Origin of the sequence: Photobacterium kishitanii (genome assembly GCF_000613045.3) — a bacterium.
Lineage (GTDB): Bacteria > Pseudomonadota > Gammaproteobacteria > Enterobacterales > Vibrionaceae > Photobacterium > Photobacterium kishitanii.
Window position 1 is genome coordinate 1,453,239 of the sequence record NZ_LN794353.1, and the last position, 25,638, is coordinate 1,478,876.

30 protein-coding genes are annotated in these 25,638 nt (G+C 41.3%); 26 read left to right on the top strand and 4 right to left on the bottom strand.

Going from position 1 to position 25,638, the window contains the following annotated elements:
- Positions 1 to 17 precede the first annotated feature (17 nt).
- Positions 18 to 2,201 carry a hypothetical protein gene (locus PPBDW_RS21445; protein WP_156312920.1) on the top strand — a complete coding sequence of 728 codons (2,184 nt, stop codon included), beginning with the start codon at positions 18 to 20 and terminating at the stop codon, positions 2,199 to 2,201.
- 89 nt (positions 2,202 to 2,290) lie between these two features.
- On the opposite strand, the gene PPBDW_RS21450 is transcribed toward PPBDW_RS21445, so the two are convergent.
- The gene (locus tag PPBDW_RS21450) at positions 2,291 to 3,532 is read right to left on the bottom strand and encodes a hypothetical protein (RefSeq protein ID WP_036792487.1); all 1,242 of its coding nucleotides are present in this window, start codon (positions 3,530 to 3,532) and stop codon (positions 2,291 to 2,293) included.
- A 257-nt stretch (positions 3,533 to 3,789) separates the two neighbouring features.
- Here PPBDW_RS21450 and PPBDW_RS21455 point away from each other — a divergent pair, with 257 nt between their 5' ends.
- The gene (locus PPBDW_RS21455) at positions 3,790 to 4,014 is read left to right on the top strand and encodes a hypothetical protein (protein WP_036792484.1); all 225 of its coding nucleotides are present in this window, start codon (positions 3,790 to 3,792) and stop codon (positions 4,012 to 4,014) included.
- Here PPBDW_RS21455 and PPBDW_RS21460 read toward each other — a convergent pair.
- The 3 genes from PPBDW_RS21460 to PPBDW_RS21470 form a co-directional block, all read right to left on the bottom strand.
- A complete protein-coding gene (locus PPBDW_RS21460) occupies positions 3,944 to 4,195 on the bottom strand; it encodes an Ogr/Delta-like zinc finger protein (RefSeq protein ID WP_080173999.1) in 252 nt (83 codons plus the stop codon). The genes PPBDW_RS21455 and PPBDW_RS21460 overlap by 71 nt on opposite strands.
- 68 nt (positions 4,196 to 4,263) lie before the next feature.
- Positions 4,264 to 5,289: a phage portal protein gene (locus PPBDW_RS21465; RefSeq protein ID WP_082386865.1), complete on the bottom strand. Its 1,026-nt coding sequence runs from the start codon at positions 5,287 to 5,289 to the stop codon at positions 4,264 to 4,266.
- Entirely contained in the window at positions 5,262 to 7,052 is a 1,791-nt protein-coding gene (locus PPBDW_RS21470) for a terminase large subunit domain-containing protein (protein WP_036792482.1), read from the bottom strand. The genes PPBDW_RS21465 and PPBDW_RS21470 overlap by 28 nt, the downstream gene beginning before the upstream one ends.
- 169 nt (positions 7,053 to 7,221) lie before the next feature.
- Here PPBDW_RS21470 and PPBDW_RS21475 point away from each other — a divergent pair, with 169 nt between their 5' ends.
- From PPBDW_RS21475 to PPBDW_RS21590, 24 genes are all read left to right on the top strand, one after another.
- Complete coding sequence (locus PPBDW_RS21475) at positions 7,222 to 8,082, top strand: GPO family capsid scaffolding protein (protein WP_036792480.1); 861 nt, start codon at positions 7,222 to 7,224, stop codon at positions 8,080 to 8,082.
- A gap of 9 nt (positions 8,083 to 8,091) precedes the next feature.
- Complete coding sequence (locus PPBDW_RS21480; protein WP_036792478.1) at positions 8,092 to 9,135, top strand: phage major capsid protein, P2 family; 1,044 nt, start codon at positions 8,092 to 8,094, stop codon at positions 9,133 to 9,135.
- Positions 9,136 to 9,139: 4 nt separating this feature from the next.
- On the top strand, positions 9,140 to 9,853 hold the full coding sequence (gene gpM / locus PPBDW_RS21485; protein WP_036792473.1) for a phage terminase small subunit: 714 nt from the start codon (positions 9,140 to 9,142) through the stop codon (positions 9,851 to 9,853).
- A 102-nt stretch (positions 9,854 to 9,955) separates the two neighbouring features.
- A complete protein-coding gene (locus tag PPBDW_RS21490) occupies positions 9,956 to 10,375 on the top strand; it encodes a head completion/stabilization protein (protein ID WP_036792469.1) in 420 nt (139 codons plus the stop codon).
- Positions 10,375 to 10,860, top strand: a complete 486-nt coding sequence (locus PPBDW_RS21495; RefSeq protein WP_036792466.1) for a phage tail protein — start codon at positions 10,375 to 10,377, stop codon at positions 10,858 to 10,860. The genes PPBDW_RS21490 and PPBDW_RS21495 overlap by 1 nt, the downstream gene beginning before the upstream one ends.
- Positions 10,838 to 11,494, top strand: a complete 657-nt coding sequence (locus PPBDW_RS21500) for a virion morphogenesis protein (RefSeq protein WP_036792463.1) — start codon at positions 10,838 to 10,840, stop codon at positions 11,492 to 11,494. The genes PPBDW_RS21495 and PPBDW_RS21500 overlap by 23 nt, the downstream gene beginning before the upstream one ends.
- Positions 11,495 to 11,496: 2 nt before the next feature.
- Positions 11,497 to 12,612 (top strand): DUF2586 domain-containing protein, encoded by a 1,116-nt coding sequence (locus PPBDW_RS21505; protein WP_036792461.1) that lies wholly within the window; start codon positions 11,497 to 11,499, stop codon positions 12,610 to 12,612.
- Positions 12,613 to 12,615: 3 nt separating this feature from the next.
- Positions 12,616 to 13,071 carry a phage protein gene (locus PPBDW_RS21510; protein ID WP_036792459.1) on the top strand — a complete coding sequence of 152 codons (456 nt, stop codon included), beginning with the start codon at positions 12,616 to 12,618 and terminating at the stop codon, positions 13,069 to 13,071.
- Between the two features lie 8 nt (positions 13,072 to 13,079).
- Complete coding sequence (locus PPBDW_RS21515) at positions 13,080 to 13,283, top strand: TraR/DksA family transcriptional regulator (protein WP_036792456.1); 204 nt, start codon at positions 13,080 to 13,082, stop codon at positions 13,281 to 13,283.
- A gap of 4 nt (positions 13,284 to 13,287) precedes the next feature.
- Positions 13,288 to 13,497 carry a hypothetical protein gene (locus PPBDW_RS21520; RefSeq protein ID WP_036792453.1) on the top strand — a complete coding sequence of 70 codons (210 nt, stop codon included), beginning with the start codon at positions 13,288 to 13,290 and terminating at the stop codon, positions 13,495 to 13,497.
- Positions 13,484 to 14,062: a lysozyme gene (locus PPBDW_RS21525; RefSeq protein ID WP_036792450.1), complete on the top strand. Its 579-nt coding sequence runs from the start codon at positions 13,484 to 13,486 to the stop codon at positions 14,060 to 14,062. The genes PPBDW_RS21520 and PPBDW_RS21525 overlap by 14 nt, the downstream gene beginning before the upstream one ends.
- Positions 14,037 to 14,387, top strand: coding sequence for a hypothetical protein (locus PPBDW_RS21530; RefSeq protein ID WP_036792447.1), 351 nt, complete (start codon positions 14,037 to 14,039; stop codon positions 14,385 to 14,387). Before PPBDW_RS21525 ends, PPBDW_RS21530 begins: the two co-directional genes overlap by 26 nt.
- Positions 14,353 to 14,592 carry an Rz1-like lysis system protein LysC gene (gene lysC, locus PPBDW_RS21535; protein ID WP_243423034.1) on the top strand — a complete coding sequence of 80 codons (240 nt, stop codon included), beginning with the start codon at positions 14,353 to 14,355 and terminating at the stop codon, positions 14,590 to 14,592. The genes PPBDW_RS21530 and lysC overlap by 35 nt, the downstream gene beginning before the upstream one ends.
- Before the next feature lie 8 nt (positions 14,593 to 14,600).
- Positions 14,601 to 14,867, top strand: a complete 267-nt coding sequence (locus tag PPBDW_RS21540) for a putative phage tail assembly chaperone (RefSeq protein ID WP_036792443.1) — start codon at positions 14,601 to 14,603, stop codon at positions 14,865 to 14,867.
- A 41-nt stretch (positions 14,868 to 14,908) separates the two neighbouring features.
- Positions 14,909 to 15,052 carry a DUF6890 family protein gene (locus tag PPBDW_RS21545; RefSeq protein WP_424022325.1) on the top strand — a complete coding sequence of 48 codons (144 nt, stop codon included), beginning with the start codon at positions 14,909 to 14,911 and terminating at the stop codon, positions 15,050 to 15,052.
- A gap of 15 nt (positions 15,053 to 15,067) precedes the next feature.
- Positions 15,068 to 16,951: a phage tail tape measure protein gene (locus PPBDW_RS21550; RefSeq protein ID WP_243423035.1), complete on the top strand. Its 1,884-nt coding sequence runs from the start codon at positions 15,068 to 15,070 to the stop codon at positions 16,949 to 16,951.
- Positions 16,951 to 17,283: a DUF2590 family protein gene (locus PPBDW_RS21555; protein WP_036792440.1), complete on the top strand. Its 333-nt coding sequence runs from the start codon at positions 16,951 to 16,953 to the stop codon at positions 17,281 to 17,283. The genes PPBDW_RS21550 and PPBDW_RS21555 overlap by 1 nt, the downstream gene beginning before the upstream one ends.
- Positions 17,276 to 18,463, top strand: coding sequence for a baseplate J/gp47 family protein (locus tag PPBDW_RS21560; protein ID WP_036792438.1), 1,188 nt, complete (start codon positions 17,276 to 17,278; stop codon positions 18,461 to 18,463). The genes PPBDW_RS21555 and PPBDW_RS21560 overlap by 8 nt, the downstream gene beginning before the upstream one ends.
- A 19-nt stretch (positions 18,464 to 18,482) precedes the next feature.
- Positions 18,483 to 19,058: a phage tail protein gene (locus PPBDW_RS21565; protein ID WP_054262246.1), complete on the top strand. Its 576-nt coding sequence runs from the start codon at positions 18,483 to 18,485 to the stop codon at positions 19,056 to 19,058.
- A 14-nt stretch (positions 19,059 to 19,072) separates the two neighbouring features.
- Positions 19,073 to 21,931 carry a phage tail-collar fiber domain-containing protein gene (locus PPBDW_RS21570; RefSeq protein ID WP_054262224.1) on the top strand — a complete coding sequence of 953 codons (2,859 nt, stop codon included), beginning with the start codon at positions 19,073 to 19,075 and terminating at the stop codon, positions 21,929 to 21,931.
- Between the two features lies 1 nt (position 21,932).
- Positions 21,933 to 22,472, top strand: a complete 540-nt coding sequence (locus PPBDW_RS21575; protein WP_036793001.1) for a baseplate complex protein — start codon at positions 21,933 to 21,935, stop codon at positions 22,470 to 22,472.
- Entirely contained in the window at positions 22,469 to 23,170 is a 702-nt protein-coding gene (locus PPBDW_RS21580) for a hypothetical protein (RefSeq protein ID WP_036792433.1), read from the top strand. Before PPBDW_RS21575 ends, PPBDW_RS21580 begins: the two co-directional genes overlap by 4 nt.
- Positions 23,155 to 23,805, top strand: a complete 651-nt coding sequence (locus PPBDW_RS21585) for a hypothetical protein (RefSeq protein WP_243423036.1) — start codon at positions 23,155 to 23,157, stop codon at positions 23,803 to 23,805. Before PPBDW_RS21580 ends, PPBDW_RS21585 begins: the two co-directional genes overlap by 16 nt.
- 896 nt (positions 23,806 to 24,701) lie before the next feature.
- Positions 24,702 to 25,607: a hypothetical protein gene (locus tag PPBDW_RS21590; RefSeq protein WP_156312921.1), complete on the top strand. Its 906-nt coding sequence runs from the start codon at positions 24,702 to 24,704 to the stop codon at positions 25,605 to 25,607.
- Positions 25,608 to 25,638 lie beyond the last annotated feature (31 nt).

Sequence of the window (25,638 nt, forward strand, 5' to 3'; positions counted from 1 at the left end):
GTGAGGCTGAATTTTTCATGCTTGGTCATTCTGACGATAAAGTTTTAAAACAAGCTTTACATTATTTTGATCCGAAACTTCCACGAGATTTAGCCCCGCAGGGCAGTCGCGGAGCGGCTGGGGGTAATAGCCTTGTCCAGTGGCGCAAAAGTCCGACAAGGGAGGAATTAGCGCAAAAAGGGGCTCAAGCGACAACAAGAGCTAAGAAGCAACGCCTAACACAATGGGGTCATTTGCTTAAAAAAGTGAAAGCGCGTCGTGGTGAGAATGTTAAGTATGAATCTGCCCCTAAGCCATTAATGTTTGAGCCTATTGATCTAAATTGGCAGCAAAATCCTGTTGGCTGTTTGCATGCACATGGATTTGTTCAAAATGCGCCAGTTATGGCTCGATTGTTTCATCGTGAGTGGTCGAATGAATGGCGAGTTCGATTGCAAGCTCAATCTCGCCCATCAATTATGCCACCGGCTCAATCTGGTGAAAGATTTACGGATAAGTTAACTGATGGTGCGGTTCGTAAAGTATTTGAATCGGGTGCGTATGTTCAAGCATTGCGTGGTGGTTACACTACTTTTGGCACATTGACGTTTACGGAAGCACAGCGCGAGAAAATATTAACCAGTAAACCACAATCAAAAAATAGAACTAAGCCTGGTTTATTTGGAACCATCGTCGTTATGAGTCCTCATGGCAAAGAACCTTATCGAATCAAAGCTTCTGGTTCTTTCTCATGGTTGGATGATATGGGCAAGAAAGGTGAGATGGCGGCCGTTAATCAAGAATCGATTAAACCAACAGGGGAGATTGATGAATTTGGCCGTAAGATTTTTGATATTGGTGATCCCTGTATTCGTGCTAGCGGCCCATGGACAAAAATTCGTGATTACTATCCTGATTCAAGCATAGGATCTGAAGTTAGTCGTTTTATCGATTTAGCCCAAAAGATGTATCAGCGTGGTTGGGTTCCTGACTATATGCCTGCTCGAGTAAAGCGTGGGCAAGAGAGAGTAAAACCAGCTGGCACTAAATGTGGAAAGGTTATTGCTGATGGCCCATTTACACCTATTCGCCGTGGTGATCGCAAAGATAAGATAATTCAACATCCTCGTTGTAAAGAAATAAAGAAAGGCGTATTTAAAATTTGCGCCGTTCCTCTTGATTATTGTTGGGTAGCTGAAATGCCAGCTAATGAAGATGGCGAACCAAATCCGCATGTTCATATTTTATTACGTTGGCAAGTGCCTAAAACACACTTCTTTGCATGGGTAGGACGGTTAGAACGTATTTGGGGTAATGGTTTTGCCAAAATTGAACGTATTAAACATGCTAAAGCGGGAGCTTCATACTTAGTTAAAGCTGTGGGCTATGCAGCAAAGGGAAGAGACGGCAATCAAGGTTTGATTCGAGGTAACCGCTATAGTATTGGCGCTGTTTCAAGAGCCAAGGATTGGGAAGAAATGGGCAGTTTTATTGCTGATAATATGGCAGCCATCATTGCTGAATGCGAAGAAAAGCTTGCTCGTAAAAATGCCCATTATGATGAGGTTGCTCGCCATGCTCGTATTAAATTAAAGCAAGCGAAAAAGCAGCACCAAATAACAAAGAATAATAAAAAGTTAGATGATGATGTTAAGGCTAAACGGATTGAAAAGCTTAAGGCAAGAATGTTGGAATTTGATCATGAAATTACGCAAGCCAGAGAGACTAAACGTAAACGTGGGGTGATAGCGACAGGCCATTACCAAATTACTTTTACTGGTGATAATGCGACTGAAAATTTTGATAACTTCTTGGGTTGGGCGTTTAACTGTCGCCAGTGGCAGGCGAATACTCGTAATGAAGCTGTGAAACTAGAGTTAGAACAGGCCAAAGCTGAATTAATTGATGAAATGAAAGGTGAACATAAAGCACTGCAAGATACTTTGGATATAACTGATCAACAATTAGAGCGTTTAGGTTATTTGGATAACCGCTTAGACAATGTTCATAAGGAACTAAATTATGCACGGACGTCACGGTTAAGGATGGCAAATACATTAAAGCTGCAACGTAGCTATTGGCGTGGATATGAAACTGCTTTGCCAGCAAATCGTTCAAGTTTGGATTATTGGTCAGCCTTTCTTAACCGCTATGAATTGGAACAAGAGGTTGAAGATAGAGATCAGTTATTGTCATTAGTTCACCAAGGATATTTAGAATGAATATAAGAATGATATATTATTATATCAAGATGATTTTATTTATGAATAAAAATAAGGCAACGCCAAAATTGAGGTGTTGCCTACTTTAATTATTTAATGGATTTAATTAATTTGACAAGGTTTTCAGTAGCGGAACTGAAAATATTTGTGTCTTGTTTCGAACGTTCAATATCAACAGTAGTTTTATTTTTATCTATCACAAAGTTTCGTTCAGTCTTTACTAGTTCGTGTGATAGTACTTTTAATGCATCAGGATCATTTATTCCTTCTGCGGCATGTAATGCTAACAATTTCATTTCGATATTGGTTATTTCATTTTGATAAAATTTTATATTTTCCATTATATTTCTATAGAGCCTAAAGTAATAAAAAGCAAAGACTTCAATAAAAATAACAATAGAAAATCTTGTTGTTAATGATAAAATATCATGCTTTGTAAGAGTATCGTTATTTGTTATATTTATATTATCTTTTAATACTTCTTGTTTTACTGTAGGAGTAGGTAATACTTCTTGTTTCACTGTAGGAGTAGGTAATACTTCTTGTTTCACTGTAGGCGTAGGCAAAGCGCCCTGCTTTTCGATAGGTATAGATAGTATTCCTTGTACTGTGAAAAATAGAACAAACCCTGCGATAATAGTTAAGCTAGAACCAAAAACTATATATATATCAGAACGTTTTGAAAGAAGTGCAATTTCGGTTCGTAATCTTTGAGTAACTATGTTGTTAAGCTTTGACATTCTTATTAAAGAACTATCCTTTTCTGTATCCTCTTGACTCATATTTTTTATATGATCATCTTTTTTTTGAAGCTTATCTTTTATTCTACTTTTTTTAGTATTTAAGGATACTTTGAGTAGTTGTAAATTTACATCTTCGTCTAAAGTATAATTAGTTATGTTTAAATTTAAATCTGCTGCTCTCTCTTTAATATATTTTATTATTTCTTGCTTACTTTCTTCATTCGATTTTAGAAGTTTTATATTGTTTTCATGTATATTAATAGCACCTTCAATTTCAGTTATTTCTTCTAACTGATATTTTAAAAGTGCATTTTTTTGATGTACCATATCTTGAATCGATGTAATATCAACCGGTAAAAACCGTAAATAATAATAAATGATCGTGATAACAAAAATAGATAAGGTTACTAAGCCAACATAAATATAAGATGTATCTATAGTCGATGTATTACTTGAAGATCTATAGATAAGTACTAAAATAAATCCAGCAATACTTGCTGCTATATAAGTTAACAATTTAAATATAATTTTATTTTGTGAATATAATTCTATATTGTTTTTTTTGTATTTTATTTCTGATTTCAGCACTTAATAAACCTTTATTATAAATTAATTAGATGTTGCTAAATTTATTAATGTATCTTCAATTACACTAAATATGACTGTTGTTGCATTGGCGGTAATTTACATGTATTCAAGAATAAATCAAGTTTCTAAGTTATTGCTTTAAAAGGGGGTGTGATTGTTTTGTTATTAATGTTGCATGTTAGTGCTTATGCAATCAATAATTCTCACGGGCGAATAACTACTGTATACTTGTACAGTGCTTTTGTTCGGGAGTGGCTATGGAAAACCTCAATTGGCGTGCATTAGAGTTTATTTTAAACGCAGCCGCGCAAAATACATTGGAATGCTGTAACGAAGAAGTGTTGTTTTTGGTGGGTTTAATTATCAAACAGGAACAAAAAAGGCAGCTTGATGCTGCCTGTGTAGAAGAACTTAAAGCAATGATAATTGACTATGAAGTTGCTTTGCTTGCTCGGGAGACATTACTTTCACCAAAGCCATAACTAATTCATTAGTATTTTTAGCGGACGGACTCAGAGTGTGGCTAAAACCAAGTGACATCACAAACGTATGTCCACACTCTGGATCTGTACATGAGCAATATAAATCTGCAGACGTACAAGAAAACCAATTAGTTTTTCCTATACGTGCTTTTTCACCACATTGATTGCAACTAACACGCATCGCCATTTGAATAACCCACCTTGATTTGATGAATCAATTATAAGTCAATTGCATGTTTATATGTACACTTATGATACTAATATTAGTCTTTGATTCGCTTTTACATCATTATCAGAATTTATCAATTCAATGACTTTACGAGCCAACGGAATTGACTCATTTTTCTTGTAAGTTTCATCTGCTTTAATCGGGTCGCCTAAGTTAGCTGTACCACTTGGAATGATTCCCGCTAAACCTGCAGGGAAGCGGTGGGCTGATAACATATCTTGAGCCGTTACACTTTTAATGGTGTTGAAATCATCTTTTGTCGCAATGTCACCAACGGGGATAATTTTAATACTGTCTTTGTTGCCGTTAGGAATATTGACAAATAAACTGCGAAAATTACCCACGCCTTTACTGCCTTGCATCGCTTGTTTTAGTTCATCTTCTTTTTTGCTGTCTAAACTTGGATCCGATGTGTAGAAAATAAAACCACAGTGAGCGCCGTTCTTATAATACTTGCGTCTAAATAGAGTTGCGTCTGTATTGAGCATGGCAGATTGTAATCCGCCGATATAATCAGGTACCCCATAGACTTGCTGATAAGGATCATATTGCTTCATAAAGATAATATCTTTAGCAGCATAGGTCTTATGGTCGCCATCACGCTGTAAATACTTATAACTACCGTCTTTACAAACACGTAGCCATACACTGGATAGGCACACTAATGCGATAACTTGATTGATACGATTGCGGATTTTTAGCAGTGCAGCATCACCAAATAAGCAATAGTTAAAGATAAAGGCTTCCAGCTCATGGCGTTGTAGTAATGGCGATAGGGTGATTTGTTCTGCGGCCATATTACGACGGCTGAAAATAATCGGTCCATGATAGGGATTACTTTTGCTGATCTGCAGTAGCGCTCCTCGGTCTAAAGGTGGTACCCAAAAATCATTATAATCATCAAAGTAAATGCCGCCTGTATCATCAATGCTATGTAACATGTCAAAAGGGTTAGCAGATTGCCATCCTTCAGTACCAAAGCTAAATACAGTAGTGGGATTGTTGTCTGCAGTCGTAGTTAGGCTGCTGTTGATATTGTTGTCCATGTAGAAGTCCGTTTCGTATTGTGATCAAGAGGTTCATTAGCTGCTGCATGTGATAGTGCAAAGAAAACATCGGCATGGCCTGTGGTTTCAGTACGATCAGCTTTAAAGGTCATAACATTGGTACTACCCGTAACGCCTCGTTTTATTGATAGAAAGCTAGCAGCTATATCTTTGTGTTCTGCATCCCAGCAAATACGTTGGCTTTCGATTAAATCAATCATCTTTAGTACCAGGCGATTTTTACTTTCAACACTGTAATGAATCGCATGTGCCTCACGAGGAAAGAGGTTGTAGAGCAAATCAAATACCCCTGAACCGATACCAGTAATATCTACCCCGATATAAGTCACATTATAGCGTTTGGTGATCTGCTTAATTTGCTCAACATGATGTTGAAAGTTGAGGCCACGCCAATGGTGTTTTTCTAAGACTCTGAACTTTTCACCGTCAAATTGTGGCGGTGCCAGCACTACCAAAGTGGCGTTATCCCGCGTTCTTGCCGGGTCATAACCCAACCACACTTCACGATTGGCAAAAGGTCGCACGTTCTTGGGCTTAAAGTCTCGCCAGCTACTTGCATCAACCCCGCATTTTTCTAATTGTTCAAACTTAAATACGCATTGAGCATCGTCAACGAAAATACACATGAACAAGTTTTTAAAATCATCATCACTGTATTCATCGCGTAGTTCGTCAACATCGAATAAACCACAGCCACCATTGGCCGCATCAACAATGGTGACGATGTAACGCCATTGTTTATCTGGACATAACCGACCACCATCGCGCATTTCGTCAAAGGATGGGAACTCTTTTTGTTGGCGGTCCTTGCGTTCACCTTTCCATTTATCACCCGTCCAAAAACCATAGGCAGGGTGGCCTTTAGCTGATGGTGTTGAAAAATAGGTTTTACGCCATTTTTTATGGGTAGCCATAGCGGATGCCAGTTTGTTGAGCTTTTCAAACTGGGGGATCCAAAAGTATTCATCAATATAAACATGGCCGTGGTATGACTGGGCGGTGTTGCTATTGGTTGATAAAAAACGTAACTCAGCATCACCATGGGCGGTTTTTAGTACGATAGGGTTACCGCTTAGTTCGACGCCTAAGAATTGCTTACCTAAGGCAATAATGTAACTGCGGAACACTTCTGCCTGCGCCCGTGATGCTGATAAAAATATCTGCGGGTCGCCAGTTAATACCGCTTGTTCTAATGCTTCACCTGCAAAGTAGTAGGTAGCACCAATTTGGCGTGATTTTAAAATATTACGGGTGCGCTGATGTAAGTTATTGCGCATATCATGTTGATATTCAAATAAACTATCGTGCCATTCTGTAAAATCTTCTGCCGTTAAATGGCTAACATCATTCTTTTTTGGACTGCCTTTCTTTTCTTTTTTATTGCTGCCTTTACTGCTTGATCGTTCCTTATTATTGGTGGAGTGATCACTATTCTCTGATGTAGGGGCTTTTTGTAATTGGGCGCGTTGCTTCTTCAATGTCACATGCTTATCAATCAGCATGCCGAGTTCTTTTATCTGATTAAGCGATTTCTCTGGTAAATCAGTCAGCATCACAATGCGTCTAGCGATAGCATCATCCACTTCTTCTTCACGTAGCAAATCACGCCAACAATATTTGTCAGCCCAATAATAAACAACCCGAGCATTGGGTAGCCCTAGTTCTAACCGTATTTCGTCAGGTGTCCAACGTCGCAAATATAGCCGTTTAGCTGCTTCACGAATTTCAGGAGAGTATGCCATGACGCAATGATACGCATAGTGATCATTCAAATGACTAATGAGTGTTCGACGTATTTCTGTTTTTCATCAAATCCGAATTGGGTAGAACGTCAACAGGTGCGAATGGTTACGCTATTGCGTATTCTTGCCGTGATTTGATAATTCGCTTGAATAACACTATGGATGAAGCATGGCAGGGAAGCTAAAAACCGGATGGATTCGGGTCGCCACGGAAGGCGACACTATTGATGGCCGTGCTATCAGTGGGCAAGACTTACTGGATATGGCGGAGTCCTATAACCCTAATGAATATGGAGCACGAATTTGGCCTGAACATTGGCGTTGGTACGCTTGCGGTGATGTGTTGGAAGTGAAGGCAGAAGAAGTCGACGGGCGTATGCGTTTGTTTGCTGTGTTAGCACCAAACTCAACAATGATTGAATTTAATCAGCAAGATCAAAAAGTATATAGCTCGATTGAGATTCAAGACAATTTTGCTAACACGGGTAAACCTTATTTGGCCGGACTTGCTATTACAGATTCTCCCGCCAGCCTTGGTACTGATCGTATTAAATTATTTTCAGCTAATTCCAATGGCCGTATTCATACTCAACCTGAATTATTCATGATGGATGAACTACATGAAGAAAAAGGCGTAATTCGTCGATTGTTTAGTTTTGGCAAGCAATCGCCAACCCCAAAACCTAAAGAAGAAGAAGCTATGAACACGGAACAGTTTGGTGCGTTAACGTCATCATTGACCGCACTTGCCGAAGGACAAACGGCATTAACAGGCTTATTAGAAAAGCATTTTTCTGTACAGCCTGATCAAGTAGTACCTGATGCCGTTCCCGAACCGGTATTAGAGCCTGAAGTCCCAAAGGATGGTGTAACGGCAGAACAGTTTAGTGGTTTAACAAATGCCCTTAACCAGTTGGCACAAGGTCAGAAAAGTCTAAATTCGCAATTCAGCAAGCTACTGGAAGAAAATCCAGATCAACGTCCAGATAATTCTGGCGGTGCTGATTTTGATACTAACTCATTGGTTTAAGGAAACAGTATGCAATTGAATCAAACGGCGAGTGCCAACTTAAATCAATATGCCCAACAACTGGCAAAAGCTTATGGCGTTACTTCCTCTGAAAAGCTGTTTTCTATTTCAGGACCGAAAGAAACCCAATTACGTCAGGCAATTTTAGAATCTGAAGCGTTCCTAAAGCGCATTACGGTTGTGGATGTTGATCAGATTGTTGGGCAGGTTGTCGATGTTGGCGCACTTGGCTTACATACTGGTCGTAAAGCTGATGGTCGCTTTAATAAAAAAGCTGATATTCGTGGTAACACTTACCAGCTAAAAGAAACGGATTCTTGCTGTGCGATCACATGGGATACGTTAAGTGTGTGGGCCAATAGTGGTAGTGCTGGCGAGTTTATGAAGTTGTTGAATAACTCGGCCAATATTGCTTTTGCATTGGATATGCTACGTGTCGGTTTCAATGGTGTTTCAGCTGCAGCAACCACCGATCCTGATACCAATACGAATGGTGAAGATGTCAATATTGGTTGGCAACAAATCATTGCGACTAAAAGTCCTGACCAAATTTGTAATCTTGATGTGTATTTAGATTATGCAGGTGGTGGTGATTATAAAACGTTGGATGCAATGGCATCGGATTTAATCAATAACTACATTCCTGCACAATTCCGTAGCCATCCGGGTTTAACGGTATTGGTTGGTGCTGATCTCGTCGCCGAAGAAAGTGCCCGCATTTATGACAATGCCGATAAGCCAAGTGAAAAGAAAGCCGCGCAGCAATTGCCGTTTTCTATTGCTGGTCGTCCTGCTGTGGTGCCGCCGTTCTTTCCGGGCAAGCGTATGGTAGTGACGATTTTAACCAATCTTCATATCTATACCCAAAAAGGTACCCGTCATCGTAAAGCGGAACATGTAGAAGATCGTAAAACGTTTGAAAATACCTATTTACGTTGGGAAGGCTATGCCGTTGGAAACCATAAATGCTATGCCGGATTCAATGAAGCAAAAGTGCATATTGGTGCCGATCCAACACCGGCTTCTATAACTGATACACCGTCAGCAGAGTAATGTTATGAGACGTTCCCCGTGTAGTCGAGATAGAGAAATAAAACATGCTCGTTCAACCGTGGAACGGGCTCATAAAACTGGGGTGTTATCACCAGAGTCAAACAGCTTACATTTACAGTTGATTGCGCTTGATGCTGATTTAAAACGTCTTAAAGAGCTTGATCGCATCCAAGACCGAATTACCATGAAGCGTGATGAACTGTTACCCAAGTACCAACCCTATGTGGAACGATATTTGGCAGAAGGTGATGTATTTAAAAATAGCCTGTTTGCACATGTTGTGGTTTGGTTATTTGATATTGAAGCGTTTGATCAGGCAATTAAGTGGGGCTTGGTGTGTATCGAACAAGACCAACCTACGCCCGATAATATAAAACGTAATTGGCCACATTTCATTGCTGACATGATATTGCAATGGTGCGAACGCCAAGCAGAAAACGGCCAACCTGTTGAACCGTATTGTTCAAGCATCTTTAGCAAAGTACGCCACGATTGGCGATTAAATGAAAAATTAACTGCAAAGTGGTTCAAGTTTGTCGGTTTACTGTTCATTCGAGATATGGACGGCAAACCGTTACCGAGTGCGATAGATGATGTTGAGAAATTGAAAGCCGCCCAAGCATTATTGCTTGAGGCGCATTCATATAATTCGAATATTGGGGTTAAGACCCTGATAGACAAAATAGATATGCGTATTCGTAAATTAGCGGATACCTGAACGACTACCGACCCCCAAGGGAACTGAGCCGAGGTAGTGCAGCAGCAATGCTAAACAATAACCAGTGACGCTTTTGTTTCCCTTACCCATTTAGGTGATGCGATGAGTTTTGGTGGCAAGCCCAATACTAGCGATACAACGAAAATAAGCGGCAATGGATGGCCTGATTTATTCACGGATGATTTCCGTCGTATTCGTCGCATTCCACCTGTTTTTGATAATGACTCAATGGCGATGGCAATAACCATTGCTGCGGATGCAGTGCAAGTTGAGTTAAGTCGGTTATGTGAAGCGGGTACCCCGCCAACCTTAACTGATGTACAAGCCGCGATTTATACACGTGCTGTTTATGCGCGTGCTCATGGTGATTTATTGCCAGAATTTGCGACGCAAGATCGACGTAAAGAAGCCAATAACATGGCAACCGATGAACCTGAACAGCAACACCAATTTTGGGCGCAATCAACCCGTGATATTCGCCAATTATTAGGCATGGGACGTTTTACGGTAGGGCTGATTTAATGACAACCCAAACTAAATTAGAACATTTAACCGCTTATTTGTTATCGCACTTAAATAGCAATTTATTGGATAACAAAATTGATGCGTGGCAAGAACGGGCAACGATTCAAGTTGACGGTGAAGACAGAGGCAATGGCGGCACGATTGCAGCCCAGTGGCGTTATCACGCGGTCGTTTCTATTGAAGATTTCCCGCATCAATTATTAGACCCACGAAACCTGTTCGCATTGGTGGCGTGTTGGTTGGCGGATTATGACCGTGACCGTAATTATGAAGAATTAGGCGATCCGGAAGTCAATATTGATGTGAATAACCACGAATCAGCCGATGTTGCCATTGAGCTAGAAATGATGGAACCCATCGAAATGATACCCGACTCTAACGGCATGATCACATGGCGTGGCGAAAAGTATCGAGTGCAAGCGGTGCCCATCGATGTTGCTGATGATGTCGAGGTGAGCAATGACCCTGGCTATTCAGCTTAATGAACGTGACCGCTTAAAAACTATCGAAAAAATGGCATTACTTGCCATGCCACCTAAAAAGAGAATTTGGTTACTCAAATCACTTGGTCGGTGGGAACGCCAGAATGCTAGACGTAGAATTAGCCAACAAAAAGATATTGATGGTAAAGCACTAGCATCACGTAAAGGTAAAACAAAAGGCAAGATGCTAAAGCGGTTAGGCAAAGGGTTAGAGCCTTATGTCAAAAATGCCAACCGTTTAGAACTGACATGGGGTAACCGTTTAACAGGTCGAATTGCAGCAAGGCATCATACAGGCCAGCCGCAGAAAATGACTGCCAGCCAAATGCGCAAACGCTGGGGAACACCGAATTATTCGGCACCATGCACTAAAGGCCAAGCCCGTAAATTGCGTGAGTTGGGTTATACCGTTGCCAAGAAAAATGGCAAGGGCAAGAAAAAGCCCACATTGCGTTACTTAATGGAAACCGTTAGCCATGGCAAAGCAGGGTTAATTATTCGTGAGTTAAGTAACCAACCTCATACCGTCGCATGGGATATTCCGTTACCAGAGCGAAAGATTCTAGGTAGCAAAGAACAGGATGTTAATCGTCAGCTTATTAAATTAATTGAGCAGGCAAATAAAAGGAATTAGGAATGGCTATTGGTCAGGTAGAGGTTAATAACCTCAACTTAGGGCAAGGTAGTGCGCCCGAAATTGAACGCCACTTTTTGTTTATTGGTCGAACTGCCAAAACAGAATTACAAGGCACTGTTACGCGTATTAACGCTGCCACTAATTTAGATGATGTGGTGGCAAATGATGCGCTTGGTAATAACGTTATTGCAGCACAAGCCAACGGCAAACAAAACTGGACAGCTGCAATTTATGGTTTGGGTGATGGTGCCTCTTGGGAAGATGCGATCGACCATGCTAATCAATCAGACAGCTTTGAAGCCGTGGTGTTGGTTGATGTAACCACAGATAAAGCCCAATTTGATTTAATGCAGGCAAAAGCTGAATCATTAACTAGCAAGCTAGGTCGCTGGATTTTCATTCTAGCTGCTACTCCTGGTATCGATAGTGAAGCTCAAACTTGGGCAGCCTATGAAACCGCGATGCTTGAATTAGTTAAAGATGTGGCTGCGCGTTGGGTTGTGCCAGTACCAATGCTTAACGGCAACAATATCGGTGTGCTAGCTGGGCGTTTATGTGATCGCATAGTAACGGTCGCAGATACACCAATGCGTGTTGCTACCGGTTCGGTGTTGTTATTAGGTGCGATGCCAACGGATAGCGCAGGTAAGTTACTGGAAATGTCCACTGTTACCACTTTAGCCAATGCCCGTTATTCAGTGCCTCAGACTTACCCCGATTATGAGGGTGTGTATTGGTCTGATGCCATGACGTTGGAAACCAAAACGGGTGATTATCAGTTTTTGGAATATGTCCGTCCGGTACACAAAGCCAATCGTCGTGTGCGTTTCAAGGCTATTAGCCGTATTGGTGATCGCATTCTTAATTCAACACCGCCAAGCATTGAACTAAACCGCAGCTTTTTTCGCAAAGTATTGTTCGATATGGCATTCACCACTGAAATTGGCGGTATCACCTTCCCCGGTGAAATCATGACTCCGCGTGATGAAGATGTGCAAATTGTGTGGGAAACCAAAACCAAAGTGGTGATCAGCATCATGGTGAGACCTCACAATTGCCCTAAATACATCGTGGTTAATATCGCGTTGGATTTGAGCCACGGAACGGAGAAATAACTTATGTCGATGCGTATTTCTGGCAAGAACATGCACTTCACCTTGGGTGATATTAAGTTAAAGGCGCAAAAGGTCACGTTATCTATTACCGACAATTCAGCGGTTAATAAAACAGGTGGTGTACCTGATGGTTATGTGGATGGTGATGTGGAAGCTTCGGGCGAAATGGAACTCGCCACCTCCCAATTTAACTTGTTAAGTAAAGCGGCTAAAAATGCGGGCTCATGGCGTGGTTTACCTGATTTTGATGCTATGTGGTACGGCAAAATTGATAAAGACGAACTCAAAATTGAAGCCTTTGGTTGTCGTATTAAATTATCTGATTTGCTTGATATTGATGCCAATGGCGGCAGTGCTTTAGTTCATAAAGTGCCGTTTGATGTTACCGATCCTAAATTCGTTCGTATTAATGGTGTGCCTTACCTGCGCGATGACGAAACTAGCGATTTAGTGCAGTAGGGGGCTGGATGGCAGATGTTATTGATAACGGCTGTGAAACGGAAGCCAAATTCACCGAAATGGCGTTGGCGAATCATCGAGCAAAATCATTTAAGCCACAAAAGAAAAGTGCGGCAGAGTGTGAAGAATGCGGCGACCCAATCCCCATTGCTCGCCAATTAGCGGTGCCGGGGTGTCAATGTTGCGTAATGTGCCAACAGCTAAAGGAATAGCTCAATGCATGATTGGTGGGATCGATTAACAAGCTGGATTGCTTACACAATTTCAGCATTTGGAGTGATCATTAGTTCACTCTCAATGGAAGATTTATATTTTATGTCGTCCATTGCTGTGGGGGTTATCGCCTTGTTATTGAATGTTTGGCATAAGCGAGTAATGCAGCGTATTGCTAGAGAAAAAGGGATTTATCTCAATGAACAAGTTTAAAAAGATAGTGTGCAGTGTGGTCGCTGCCATTGGTGTGTTGGCGGGTGGTGTTGCTGTTGAATCAACCGCGCCAGTGGGCCAAGTGGTGATTGCAGGTGAAAAGGTTGCCACAGTAAAAACCAGTCCTGCAGGTTTCGCATTAATGGGCAATGCAGAGGGGTGCCGCTTAGATCCTTATAAGTGTCCGGCAGGTTTAGTCACTAATGGCATCGGTAATACTCACGGGGTACCAGAGCGACCTATTGATATTACCCAAGTGGTAAAAGATTGGGCGGTGAATGTTGAACAGGCGGAACAATGCTTAGTGAACATAGCTCCCAAAGATAACCCCATGAGCCAAGGCCAGCATGATGCCTTTGCCTCATTTGTATTTAATACCGGTTGTACTCGATTTTTAAAAAATAAAGATGGTACCTCAACCCAAATAGCACGATTGATTAAGCAAGGTGAGTATGTCCAAGCCTGCGGCCAGTTAAAACGGTGGGTATATGGAGGAGGTAAGAAATTGCAAGGATTGGTAACTCGACGGGGTAATGAATATGACCGTTGCATGGCAGTGGATTAAAAAAGCATTAGTGATCCTGCCGTGGGTATTGGTGGCGTACTTAGCGTTATCAGTACGGGCGTTAGAAGTTCAAAAGCTAACGGCGCAACAAAGTCGTGATCAGGCGTTAATGGTGAATCAAGTTAACCATGCCCAAATACAACAATTAGTTAGTCGTAATCGCACCATTAGCCAGTTATTACAACAACGCCAACAATTACACATAGCGCAGGAGGCTAAGTCGCATGAAACCACAGCAGCACTGCGCAAAGCGTTGGCAACAAAGGCATGTTATCAGAAGCCTTGGCCTGATGATGTTATTAAGCGGTTGCAGCAACCCTATTAATCCGGTGCAAGTTGAAGTGATCACCTTGTTACCCGAGCCCAGTTTAATCACTCAGTGTAATAAACCGAGATTAACAGGCACCACGCCAGCCCAAACAGCGGCAGACGATGTGCCACGGCTAAAACTGGCATTATCGCAATGCGCAGCCCAAGTCCAAGATTATTTAACATGGTACGCAGAACAAGCGGCCTTATTAACAAAGTGAGTTAACACATGGAACAGAAAAAAGTTGTATTAGAAATTGGCGGTCAATCATTGTCATTTGTACCAACAGAAGTTGATTACAACGATTACATGAATGAACTCATGCCAGATAACAAAGTGGCTCCTGCGCATAACTTTGTATTCAACACTGCAGTTGAAGCAAGCAAACCCGTATTGCGTGACATTACCGCCAATAACCCTGCTGCAGTAGTACAGATTGCAGGTGTGTTAATGCAAGAGTTCGCGCCAGCATTAGATATTAAAGTAAAAAAATAGATGCCTTGGTTACGGCATTAGATCGTAACGACTTTGGCAAAATGTTGGCTTGGCGACGTAAGTGGCTGCCAAGCGAAAACGACAATGAAGCCAATTTAGCCCGCGCAGTGTGGTTAGAAAAAAATCACTGGGAAAATATGGCAATTGCCACGGCTAATGGAGTAGCTAAGGCGTTTAGTAGTTAAAGCAAGGATGCAATTTTGAGCCTACCTGATGCGCTAATGTTCCAAGTCGGACTGATAGATAGAATCAGTAAACCGATTGCTCATATTCAACGCCAATTCGGTGATCTTGGTCGGGAATACCGTTCGGGTACCCATACCATGATTGCGGGTGCTGCAGGTGTTGCGGGAGCGGGTTTTGCCCTGCAAGCAGCATTGATGCCCGCCATTGAAATGGATAGAGCACTTGGTGAAGTTAAAGCCTTGGGTGTGGCTGATGAAGCATTAAGTGCAGTAGCAAAAGAGGCAATGTTCTTCTCTGCAAAATACGGCCAAGCTGCAGTGGATGTGGTGCGTCATTCAGAGACTATCACTAATTATATGGGGCAGATGCCCGGCCACGTGTTGGCGTCTGTTTCTCGTAGTTCAGCAACGTTAGCCATGGCAATGAAGTCGGACGCTGACACTGTTGGGGTTTATATGAAAACCTTATACGGGAATTATCAGCAACAGGCTGATGCCATGGGAAAAGATGTTTGGGCAGCACAAGTGGCAGGCATGACAGCCGAAGTTAAAAAGCTATACGGCACCAACATGGACCAACTTAGTGGCATGGTTGATGGTATGCACTCGTTAACATCAAGCCTTGGTGTTGGGCTGCCTGAACAATTAGCTGTATTAGGTTTGCTGAATACTCAAATGAGCGAGGGTGACGCTGTCACTCAATATACCAACTTTTTAGAAGGTGCGATTGGGGCACAAGAAAAGTTAGGCGTTAGCTTGGTTGATAGCCAAGGCAATTTGCTGCCAATGCTAGATGTTTTGAAGAAGATAAAGCCTTTGATTGCGGGAATGTCAGGGATTGAAGCCCGTAATTTTCTAGATAGCGCAGGCTTAGGTGATGGTTCATTAATGCTAATGAACATGATTGAAAAAACTGACCAACTCACACATGGCATTAATACTTTGGGTAAGGTTAAAGGCATGGAAGCTGCCACCAAGATGGCCGCCACGATGACCGATCAATGGCAACGATTAGAGCAGGGATTGAATTCAGTTCGAATTGCTTTTGGTTATGCGGTAATGCCAGCCGTATTAGAGGTGGTCAGTGCGTTATCCAATGGTGCCCAAACCTTGGTTCAATGGACAACAATTTTACCTAATATTACCCGCTACATTGGTTATGCCGTGATTGGTTTCTTTGGCCTTGTTGCTGCAGGTGGCATGTTTACCTTAATGATGGGATTAGGCAAACAAGCCATGGTCGGTTACATGATGGTAGCTAAAACATGGTCGGTTATGAATTTATTGCTTACTAGTGGATTAGTAGCATTAAGAACTGCTTTGTTTGGTGCTTATATGGTGATGGTCGCTAACCCGATTTTTCTGATTGTTGCTGCAGTTGTGGCGGTCATCGCTGCCATTGGTGCCTTGGTTTATTACTGGGATGATCTCAAAGCCAGTTTCGGCGATACCACATGGTTTCAACTCTTAGAAGGCGCAATTACATTAATGACGGCACCGTTTATGGCCGCGTTTGAATTGGTCAAAGGTGGTTGGCAATGGGTAATGAGTGGCTTTACTGATACTAGCGGTTTTGATGGTTTATTTGCTGTTGCTGAAAAACTACGTGGTGTGTTTGGCGCTGTGTTTAGTTGGATAATGGAACAATTCGGCAAAGTGTGGAGCATGGCAAAGTCGGTTATGTCATTAATCCCCGGCATGGGTGGCGATGATGAAACGGGAAAATCTAAGTCAGTACAACAAGCAACCCCACGAGCCAATATTCCTCAAGGCGGTGCGGCTAAAAATATAGCTTCTTATACATCGGCATCAACCAGTTATGGCCCGATTAACATGCAAGTTAGTCAAATGAACTCACCGCAAGATTTTGCCTCTGAAATGGAAATGGTGGCGGGATAATGAAGTACCAGGATTTATTAATAGTAAATGGTGATCTTGTTTTAGATGCAGGACGTAACCCTGAAGTGATTCAAGACCGCGCGGTTATTGCTCAAGATATTAAACACGCCATTCTTGAAAGCCAATTAGCGGTAATGATGATTGCAGAACGCAGCCAATCTAAAAAAGCCGATATTCGCACTCAAATTGAATTATTGGTGGAAGAAGATGTGCGCTTGGTGCCGGGAACTGTACGCATTGAAGAACCTCGCTATGGCACTTTGTATATTTTTGCCCAAACCACCGATTTTGGTGATGTGTCGTTTTCAGTGATTGAGGCCAACGATGAATAATATTCCTAAGCCTGATTTTACCCAAATGGCAAAAGATGCAGGGGTGCCGTTAGATGAAGCCAGTTGGAAAAAGGCACTAAAAGAAGAAGCTGATAAGCAAGGTTCTATGATTGCTAACGATAGCCGTTTTTCACCATTCTGGCGATTGATAGAACATTTAGTGGTAAAGCCAACGGTATGGTTGGTTACAACATTATTAGTCGGTTATGTGTTGCCAAATATGTTTGTCGCTACTGCCGTTGATCAGTGGTTAGATTTATGGGCATGGCAATATAACTTAAAGCGTAAACCTGCTAGCCGCGCCAGTGGTGTGGTGGTGTTTGCTCGCAGTGCCAGTAAAGAGCCCGCGATTGTAATCCCTGCCGGAACATGGATTCAAACCGAACCGATTAATGGCACCGTTTATCGGGTCAAAGTTACAGTTGATACCACATTGACAGAAAATGACCTCACAGTGATGGCCGATGTAACCGCAGAAGATTGCGGGGCGGCGTTTAACTTAGGTGCAGGTTATTACCATGTGTTAAGTAAAGCCATTCCCGGCATTGCATCGGTAAGTAATGAAGCGGATTGGTTAACAGCTGCGGGAGCAGATGCTGAATCTAACGATGATTTACGCTTGCGGATCCGCAACCAATTTACCAGTGTTGCTAAGTGGCATATTGATGCGGCTTATCGTGCCTTACTCACCGCCCGCGCAGGTATCAATAACGACAATGTTTATTTTGAACACAATGCACCTCGTGGTGCGGGTACCGCCAATGCCTTTATTTTGTTAGACACTGGCGAACCAGCACAAGCGATGATTGATGATCTTAATACCTACATTAAAAACCAAGGTCAACATGGCCATGGTGATGATTTATTAGTGATGGCAATGCCAAACACTGAGATTGAAATAGGCTGTAATTTGTATCCGTTCCCGTCATTAACTGCAGAAGAACGCCAAATATTAATTGAACAAGTGGAATTATTTATTGGTACCGCTTTTCGTGAAAATACCGATTACAACGCTACTCGCACCGAACCTGCGACACGATTTAGTTTTTCACGCTTAGGCCAAGAATTACACCGTCAGTTTAGTGGTATTGAATCATTAGAATTTGATAACCGTGATTTTGTTACAGGCATGAATGTGCCACGCATTAAAACCCTCGGGGTGATCGATGCAACTGCCTAAATTAAAGCTACCGTTTTGGATGGGTCGTGGTGAGCTGGCAAAGCTGGCGTTAGTTTTTCATGGTTATTGGCAACGGGTTAAAACGGTATTGGAATTGCCATTAAAGCAATTAGACCCAATGACCGCACCTATCGGCATTGTTGATTTATTGGCATGGCAACGTGATGTGCAGCGGTTAGCCAAAGAGCCAGAAACCATTTACCGCATTCGTGTGGCTTTTGCTTATCAGTTCGCCAGTGGTGCGGGTTCGGTGGCTGGTTGGCATGACATGTTTGAAAAACTGGGCTTTGCGCATATCACTCTTGATGAACGTTTAAGCCATGTTGATTGGGATGTAATTAGCTTAAAAATCCGTGATGGTGATTTAAGTAGCATTCCGGGTTTATTGGATGAAATGTGTCGCCAGTATGGACGAACTTGTCGACGCTACCAATACACTACTTATTTAGAAATGCCGATTATGGCCAACCCCAATTTATTAGATGGTGATCAGCAGATTGCCGTTGCTACAACAAAACTTGAAGTGATGGTGCTACCAAGCCCACAAACAATGGATATGGATTTTGAATGCGTAGTGGCAACAAGCCGCGCATAGTCAAGGATGAAACAATGAGCAATACAGCAACCGTTATTACTACCAAAGCAGGTGAGGCATTAATTGCCCAGATGCAGGCTGAAAATAAAGTATTGGTGATCGATAAGTTTATTTTCGCCAACGTACCTAATCGCCCTGCGTTCCCAAACCGTGATGATGTTGTGCCGGTTGAACATGTGGTGCATGAATCTGCAGTACATGAGCAAGGCCGCTTAACTGAAAATTCCGTGATTTATTCCACCACACTGGCAAGTAATGTTGGTCCTTTCTCGTTTAACTGGTCGGGTTTATTTTGCTCTGAACACAATGTGCTTGTTGCTATTAACTTTCCGCCGCCAGTAGATAAAACCGTTGATGCACCGGGTATCACGGGTAATACCTTAGTGCGTTCTTTCGTATTGGAATATAAAGGTATTAGCGAAACAACCAATATCACGGTTGATCCATCAAGCTGGCAATATGATGCCCATAAACGCATGTCAAAAATGGATAACGACACCGCGCAAGCAATCATCGACCAAAACGGCAAAGATTGGTTTATTGATGATGGCTTTATTGTTACGCCACAATCGAGTGCTTATAGCATTAAAGCGGGTGCAGGTTATGTGTCAGGCCATCGCATTAGCCTTGGTTTTGATCGCATCATTCAGGTGCCAGAAAAACCAGCTTTTATTTATGTTGATGCATTCCGCGAAGGTTCACCAACAGGTGAATGGCAAACGAAATTTACCTTTGTTGTCGCTGCTGATGAAAAAGACGATTACACCGATGCCCAAGGCGTAAACCACTTTGTGTGCAAGATAGCGCAGGTGTTGGCTGATGGTAGTGTGGCGGATATGCGATCAAGTGGGGTTGTAGCAGATAAAACTTGGGTTGCAGAATATGTACCGCGTAAACAAGTAGAGAATGTTCAAGTTTTAAAAATGCAATCAGCTTTGGTTGGAGAAAGATTTGAGACTAAATATCACACTTATTTAGGGATGGGTGCTGCTAATTATCGTGTTTATGCATCTACCGATATAGTGCCTAATCATGGTGGTGAAACAGCTGCAGGAATTGCCGATGAAATGGGTGCGGGTTTTCTTCTAGCTAATGGTAATTACGCTATTATTGAGTACCGAACATATATACATCCGGAACAATGGGGGTTAAATAATAATCAGGCATTTTCTGGTTGTAATGCTGACCGCATAAACGCAATGATTGAGTATTCGGCACCATATAAATGGATGGGATCAATTAGCTCTACAAAAGCGGAATTAGGGAAATTAAGAGCGCGAATTTATGGTGGTATTGGACCATGGAAAATTAAGAAGCCTATATTATTGAATGCTTTTATGAACTGGGAAGGTATTCGAGTTGGTGCGTTTTACAATAACCCTAATTTTGGAACAATTATTCATGCAGACTTTGATAGTAAAGATCTCTTTGCATTAGATGCTGCTCCTTGGCATGCAGATGGTGTTCGTTATTTAGGTCGAGAGTATTCCCGAGGGCATTGGGATAATGGATATATTGCAGGTTGTATGGGAATGAATATAAATAGTTTGCAATGTTTTGTTGTTAATAATCGGAATTTACGAGGTGTCGTTAATTTAGCAGCAGCAACACAGTCTTTTGTAAATAAAAATAGGTTTGTTGGTGCGAATATTGGAATTCAGGTATCGGTTGCATGGGCTGGTTCTATTGAAAATAACAATATAGGTGCAAGAGCTATTGGTCTTTATAATGGTGCTGATGTAACTACCTATGGCTGTGAAAATAATTACTTATATGGGACGGGGACGCCACCGACAAAAGAAGAGTTTGATTGGCCAGATTTTCCCAATGAATCAGTAAAATATAAAACTGCAGGGATTGTTTCACGTTATGGTAATCCACATGCAGAAGATAATACCATTGAACATTTTCAACATGGTATCCGTGGAACGAACTGCTTATCTGCTAATTATTATGATAATTACATGGAAGGTGTTAGTGAATATTGTTATGTATTTCATACAATGTCTGCAAATGTTAACGTTGGCTATACACACTGTCAGAATGCCCAATTAATGTGGGTTGAAGGTTCTGCCGCGCATAATCGTATAAAATTTGATATTAGTGGTAGCCAAAATGTAATCGTGCTTGAAGCTGGCCATATTGGTTATGTTGAAGTTGATATAATTGGAGCCAAAAAGTCAGGAGTAGGTAAGAAGTTTAATTCTTATATTAATTTTATCGGTTTAGCCGAAGAATATTCTAATATTTATATAGATCCTGATTCTGGAGATGATAATAATTGGGGGTTTTTCAGAAATGCGCCTGTTCAAACCGTTCAAGGTGCTTTAAATCGTTGTCGTCATGGGCATAAGAATATTATTTATTGCCCAGCAGGAAAAATAATTCCTACTAAACAACATATTGGCGCAGATCTTATTACTGATTTTATCTGGTCGCAAACAAATACATCAATAGAATTTGTAAAAGATGGACGAGGTAATAATCCAATAATTAATATTACAACAACGAATGATATATCACATATGATCCCATTGATGGATGTCGTGATTAGATTACGTGATATTAATGTAAGTCAGAAAAACTCCTCAAACCTGACCTATAGTTCAGTATTTTATTGTTCTGGTAATAATGATATTCATTTAATTAACTCTAATATCGATTTACAACATGCATTGTTAACTGCAAAGTATGATAGTGCATCGAATATAAGGGTTGTACATAGTGGTGGTGTACTTAATGGCGGTGCATACGCAAATACAAATAGCTATGCTGGAGGGATGACATATATAGCTGTTGCTAACAATACTACTGTATCCGGTACAGTTGTTGGTGGCAACTCTAAAACAATGAAATTAGTTGGTATTATTTAATATGCTAACCCTAGACGGAACTCAATTACCACTAAAAAACCTGCGCATTAGTGTCCGTCAACAATTGGCCGGAAAGGATATGTCTGGCCAATCGTCAGCGACCGACCAAGCGGAAACAGGTACTAAAGGCAAAGTGCTGGCAATTGCTGGCATCATCCCATTCAACCAATCAACGCTACTAACTCAAATATTCAGCATGGCAGATACTCAAGATAATGGTGCCCGCCATGTTTTCCGTATAAGCAACCGCACAGCGGAAACCCTAAAGATTCGCCAAGTTAAATTCCAAGGAACGATTCGTGCTGATGAACAAGCCAACTTAAGACAATGGCAAGTGGCCTTTGAATTAATTGAGCATTTATCAGTGCCGGAACGTAAGGAGCTGCGCCAACCGGATAAACCTGCCGCACAACAAAAAGTGCAAGGGGAAACCACGCCAGTAACCAGCACAGAACAAAACGATGATGTACCGCCAGATACTGCAGTGGAACTAACCGGAGTCATGGGCGTATTAAAACGGATTGATAACCAACTTGCATGAATAAAGACATTAATAGTAAATTCCTTTGCCGCGCCTATTTAGGTGCGGTAAAAGTTAAAACCAAAAGTCATCGTATCGTCTTTAATGAAAATATCCCCGGACGATGTACTATCACCGTTGAAGGTAGTCCCAACGTTAACACCATTGTTGCGGTCGATTTAGGTTGGGGCGATGCCATTAGCCGTGTGTTCTTAGGTTATATTGAACGGGTACAACCTGCCGATAATGGTTGGTCCGTTATCTTCTGCCGTGAATTATCCGCTATCTTGTTCAAACCATTAAACGTAATGATGCGCCACCCCATACTAATGCAGCTGCTTGGGGAAGTAACCGATAAAACCGGATTGCAATTTGTGGTACCAGAACGCGCCTATAGTAAGACGGCCATCCCGTGTTTTTATTCTGATGGTAACGGCTATCGCATTATGGACGAATTAGCCCAAGCATTTAGTATTGATGATCTATTCTGGCAGCAACAAGGCAACGGCCAAATTTACGTGGGAAGTTGGGCCGATTCTTATTGGTCAAATAAACCTATCACCATACCCGCCCAATTAATGACGGGCCAAACCGCCACCAAATCAGTACAAGTGCCAGCTATCCCTAAGTTAAAGCCCGGTGTGGTGGTTAATGGCTTGCGGTTATCAGCGGTTGAGTTTTCAGATACGGAGGCAAAGCTAACATGGAAAACACAATAAGGCGGATTATCTATCGCTTGTTTCCAGAGCTAACGGGTAAATGGCATTTGCCTCGATGGGGTAAAGTGGTGGCATTACCTGAGCTACCAAACGAGGGCGATTATTCTGATCGCTTTTATCCCCATTACGCGGTTGATATTGTATTGCTCGATGAAAAGGGCGTTGAATATAAAGACAAAGCCCCATTATTAGCAGTGCCGTTACCAGTGCCGGGATTAGGTGATCATGCTGGAAGATTAGAACCGCCCGCAATTGGCAGCATTGTAGAGATAGGTTTTATCTTTGGCCAACCGGATAAACCCTTTATTCGTTGCGTGCTGCCACTTGGATTTAAACTACCAGGAATAAAAGTAGGGGAAAGCCGTTACCAAAAGCGCAAAGGGGTTTACCAGCTAGTAGACCAAGATGGTAACTTTGTTGATGAAACCGATGTGCTAGCCTCGCTGCAGTGCAAAGTACGTAAGGTGTTAGCTTCTGAATCACAAAGCTATCAAAGCCCTAAGACATGGGTAGGTTCTGAAAAAGAAAATGTGCTGAGTTTACTCAGTGATCTAATGCAAGTAGTCACGGAGCTATCAAGTACCTTAGCCAGTCATACTCATAACAGCCCATGGGGAACCTACAACCCAACCTAATCAAAGTGACTACATTACAGGCCATGGCAAAGCATCAACCAAATTAAAGCAACGCTTGGATTCCATCACTAAATAAACCGCTCTAATAATACCTACTTCAACGCCCACACAAGGGCGTTTTTTTATGCCTGTCGATAAGGTATGGAACAACAATCACCAACCCAACCACGAAGTGCACAGCCCCTCACGGAATCTGTCACGGTGACGTAAACCCTACGGAAACCGCACTACTCCTCCCCACCTGCAGGCTTTACGATCTAAAAATTTTTACAGTTTTATTTTTCGCAGTTCTGGCTGTGTAGAACTGCAGCAAATTAACGCACAAGCCCAGTAATAGCGGGGCTTGGCAGCTTGAGTGATGCGCTTAAATGCTATTCAGAGCCTTAAATAAAATTTCAATGAATGATCTAAATTACACCTTTTTTCAGTTTAATGATCACGTTTAATGATCTTGGTTGATTGTTAAGTCATTGATACCATTGGAGGTCGTGTGTTTTTCGTGGCGTTTTTTGACAAACTAATGATCACGGTTGTTTTTCAGTAATGACACAATGCCAGTATTTGCGTGGGTTGTAGGGGGATTTGGAGAAATGAAAAACTGAAATTTATAGTTTGTGTTTTTTACTTTTTTTACTTTTTTTACTGATTTTACTATTATTTAGAGTGAACGTTCACTCATACAATATGAGTGTGGTATTATATTAGAATGTTGCTATTCAGACTTATAAAATACATTTATTACTTTCTTCATCGATCACCTATTAATAGATAAAAAACACACTCAATATCATGATATCGAGTGATTAAGTTGGTTATTGCTATTCGGTTTTGAAGATATGTTTTGTGTGAAAGTAAGAAGACTTATTAATATATGGCTATGTTAAAGCGGGGAAAATATGAGAACAAGTAAATATCGAATAGGTTCACTTTCATCTAGTGAGCCAAGGAAAACAGAATTCATGATAGAGCATAGATTATTGCCGATCGCTTGGTATAAAGATATGAGAGAAAAAACCAATATTTTGTGGCAATTACAAAATTTAGATCTGTCATGGCGATGTTGCCACGAGAACCATAGAGCTTTGCAACAATATGTTGAAAGTCACAAAAAGGTGCTTTCTATTTCTTCGGAAATACACCTTTTGACGGATGAAGTTCAAGATGCGTTTGTAAAATTATCTCAGTTAATTACTAACTCTCTGGTTTCGTATACAGTGTGTTTGAATATGTGTGAACAGTATATGGAAAAAGTATATACTAAAGATAACGAAGCATTTCAACTCTGGAATAACTTTCGGAAGGAACTCCACAAAGACACTTTTGAGTACAAGTTTGGTTATGTCTTGAGAAACTATACTCAACATTATGGATTACCGGTGTCTGAAATATATATATCAACGGATTCTGTTTCGTTGACAGATATTCAAGTTTTTGCGTTGACGGAAAAATTATTTAATGGAAGTTTTAAATGGCCTAGTGATTTAGAGAGTGTACTACAAGCGCTAGATTCAGGGAAAGTCGATATAAATTTAGTTTTAATAGAGTACTTGAAGTGTGTTGATAAAGTTTATGCAGGTGTATTACGTAGTCATATAGAAGAATTATCTGCTTGTGACATGTATTTGAGTAATCTATGCAGAGAATTCAAAATTAAGTCTTGTGAATATCCAGTCGTATTTAAAGGCGATATTCTTCAAGGTGACGAAGTTCCAAAAGAGAAAGAGTTTATCCCCGTTTATATTTTGAAAAGAATGAAGGAAATTTGGGTGGAGAAGTTGAGCTTCAATATAACAAAGCATTAAAGAGTAACTTCCAACGCTTGGCATTTTTTAT